This is a genomic window from Fervidicola ferrireducens (assembly GCF_001562425.1).
In the GTDB taxonomy this organism is placed as follows: Bacteria; Bacillota; Thermosediminibacteria; order Thermosediminibacterales; family Thermosediminibacteraceae; genus Fervidicola; species Fervidicola ferrireducens.
Window position 1 is genome coordinate 1 of record NZ_LOED01000071.1, and the last position, 2,462, is coordinate 2,462.

Genomic DNA, 2,462 nt, shown 5'->3' on the forward strand with positions numbered 1-2,462 from the left:
CTATCTCATAACCTCTGGAACGGCAATACTCTTCGAGCCGCTGCCTTTGGCGTTCCAGATTTCCCGATCCGGCCTGCTTGGCTGAAGAAATGCGGGCATAAATAACAGCCCTCCGGCCAGAAGGCATAGTTTCACCAACAAGGCGCAGTACCTCGCTCCTGGGGAAACGCCTCTGGCCGGAGGGTGTGCGTATACACCTTATTTTACCCTCCTTCTCCCAACGGCGCAGGGTTACGGGGTGTACGCCCAGTATCTCTGCAGCTTTGCGTAAAGGGTAATGTTCCTCAAGTTCAGGTTTCATACTTTAAGTATAGCATTGATTAAAAAATAAGGCAACTGTTGGTGGGACCCGAATTTCAAAATAGACACCCTGCGCTATCAAAAAATCCTCGAAAACGGCATGGTCATCCTGGTCTGGATCCCGATGGCGTCCATAAAAGAGAGCGCGGCCATTTCAAGCAGGTTTGCGGTAACCATAGGGCTCATCACCGCAATGGTGTCGGGGATATGGGCCCTCTTCGCGGCACAAAGGTTCACAAGGCCGATCCTTGAAATGAGCAGGATAGCAAAAAGCATGGCGGACCTTGATTTTTCCTGGAAGATAAGCGTGAAATCCCGTGACGAGATAGGCCAGCTTGCAAGAAGCATAAACCATCTCTCCGAAAGGTTAAGCGAAGCTATAAATGAGCTGAACGAAAAAAACCGACAGTTAAAAAGAAGACATAGACCGGGAAAAGAAGCTGGAAAAGATGCGCCGCGAATTCGTATCCAGCGTATCCCACGAGCTTAAAACCCCCCTATTTTTGATCCAAGGGTATGCAGAGGCCCTTAAGGAGAACATCGCCGAAGACGAACAAAAGAGGAATTTCTACGTGGACGTAATTATAGAAGAGACGCAGAAAATGGACAAACTGGTGAAAGACCTCCTGGAGCTTTCTCAGTTTGAGGCAGGTATGGCCAAAATTAAAAAGGTAAGCTTCGATGTGTCTAAGCTGATATATAAGATTGCTTCAAAATACAAACCCATAGCAAAAGAAATGGTGGCCTACAATAAAAACGTAGTTTAAAACAAGGCAAAAAAACGAGAAGGAGGTATGCAGCATGAACAAAAAGATAAAAGCTTTCATCAGCTCGGCACTCATAGGGGGAATGCTGCTAGGGGCGGGCAACCTGGTCTTTGCCCAGAACACTGGGGATGCCAGCACAGATAGCAGCAAGGCTGCCGTAGTTGAACAAGCCCCTTTTAAGGGAGGATTTCGCCACGGCAAAAAGGGCCTAGGCATGTTTTTTAGGGAAGACATCCTGTCGGAACTTACCGAAAAAGGGATAATAAGCAGTGAACAGGCAGAAAAGGTTAAGGAATACGTTGAACAAAAAATGGAACAAGAAAGACAGCAAAGACAGCAGCAAAGAAGGCAGCAGATAGAAGAGGCCCTGCAAAAGTTGGTAGAAAGCGGCACAATAACTTCGGAGAAAAAGGATAAGATACTTGCGTACTTAGACGAAAAGGAAGCACAAAGGCAGCAAGAAATAGAAAAGGTCAAAAATATGACTGAAGAAGAGAGGAAGGCCTATTTTGAAGAAAAGAAGAGTTCCCTGCAAAAGCAAGGCAAGTACTCGATGATGCAGGAACTCGTGGATAAGGGCATTCTCACCGAAGAAGAGGCAAAGGCAGTAATGGAGGCTATACGCCCACCAAGGCCAGTCCCCGATGCCTCGACTTCAAATTCTGAAGAAACTTAAGTTAAAGGCCCCTTCGAAGAGGGGCCATTTAAATATTTAAAAAATCTAAAATAGCGGAGGTGTTGCTGTGAATTTGAAAAAGGTCATCGCCATTATCCTCATCCTGGCCGGGGCAGCCGGGGCGTATTATTTTTTCTATGCTAAAAATAAGGCAAAAAATACGTCAGCCGCCGCCCAAGTCCTTACTGCCCGCGTGGAAAGGGGTGATATAACTGATAGCATAAAAGGGAGCGGCACTATACAGCCCTATCAGCTCCTAGAGCTCAACCCGCGGGGGGTGGGACGGTCGAAAAAGTCTATGTGAAGGCAGGGCACAAGGTAAAAAAGCGGCCCAACTAAAGAGGCCGCTCTTAAGACAAAAACAAAAAGATTTCGGCAGCGTCCTACTCTCCCGGGGAATCCTCCCCAGTACCATCGGCGCTGGAGGGCTTAACCTGTGTGTTCGGAATGGATACCGGTGTTCCCCCTCCGCTATGGCCACCGAAATCTTCTTCACTCTATTCACTTCTCACTGCACCCTCAAAATCACACAGTGGGTATGTCACCCTTGGTCAAGCCCTCGACTGATTAGTACCGGTCGGCTCAAGGCCTTACGACCCTTACACCCCCGGCCTATCTACCGGGTCGTCTCCCAGGTGTCTTACCCCCTTCTCAGGGTGGGATACCTTATCTTGGGGTGGGCTTCGCACTTAGATGCCTTCAGTGCTTATCCCCTCCGG

General features: G+C 48.3%; 5 protein-coding genes and 2 rRNA genes. 4 read left to right on the top strand and 3 right to left on the bottom strand.

The genetic code is table 11. The features are described 5' to 3' along the window. Positions 1-301 (bottom strand): MerR family DNA-binding transcriptional regulator (locus tag AN618_RS12925; RefSeq protein ID WP_157081763.1); only part of this gene is annotated, 301 nt, incomplete at its 3' end. A gap of 123 nt (positions 302-424) precedes the next feature. On the opposite strand from AN618_RS12925, the gene AN618_RS12930 reads away from it, so the two are divergent. The 4 genes from AN618_RS12930 to AN618_RS12255 all read left to right on the top strand — a co-directional run bounded on the left by AN618_RS12930 (position 425) and on the right by AN618_RS12255 (position 2,047). After that, complete coding sequence (locus AN618_RS12930) at positions 425-790, top strand: HAMP domain-containing protein (RefSeq protein WP_187694942.1); 366 nt, start codon at positions 425-427, stop codon at positions 788-790. Next, positions 750-1,067, top strand: coding sequence for a sensor histidine kinase (locus AN618_RS12245; protein WP_066355612.1), 318 nt, complete (start codon positions 750-752; stop codon positions 1,065-1,067). Before AN618_RS12930 ends, AN618_RS12245 begins: the two co-directional genes overlap by 41 nt. Positions 1,068-1,101: 34 nt before the next feature. Beyond that, positions 1,102-1,743, top strand: coding sequence for a microfibrillar-associated 1 family protein (locus tag AN618_RS12250; protein ID WP_066355614.1), 642 nt, complete (start codon positions 1,102-1,104; stop codon positions 1,741-1,743). Positions 1,744-1,810: 67 nt separating this feature from the next. After that, positions 1,811-2,047: a flagellar basal body-associated FliL family protein gene (locus AN618_RS12255; protein ID WP_066355616.1), complete on the top strand. Its 237-nt coding sequence runs from the start codon at positions 1,811-1,813 to the stop codon at positions 2,045-2,047. 66 nt (positions 2,048-2,113) lie between these two features. Here AN618_RS12255 and rrf read toward each other — a convergent pair. Together rrf and AN618_RS12265 are read right to left on the bottom strand one after the other, a co-directional pair. Continuing rightward, positions 2,114-2,228 (bottom strand): 5S ribosomal RNA (gene rrf / locus AN618_RS12260). Between the two features lie 62 nt (positions 2,229-2,290). After that, positions 2,291-2,462 (bottom strand): 23S ribosomal RNA (locus AN618_RS12265); the annotation flags it as partial.

Coding starts and splice junctions, on each gene's coding strand:
- AN618_RS12245 (WP_066355612.1), top strand. CDS start 750: ATGCGCCGCGAATTCGTATCCAGCGTATCCCACGAGCTTAAAACCCCC.
- AN618_RS12250 (WP_066355614.1), top strand. CDS start 1,102: ATGAACAAAAAGATAAAAGCTTTCATCAGCTCGGCACTCATAGGGGGA.
- AN618_RS12930 (WP_187694942.1), top strand. CDS start 425: ATGGCGTCCATAAAAGAGAGCGCGGCCATTTCAAGCAGGTTTGCGGTA.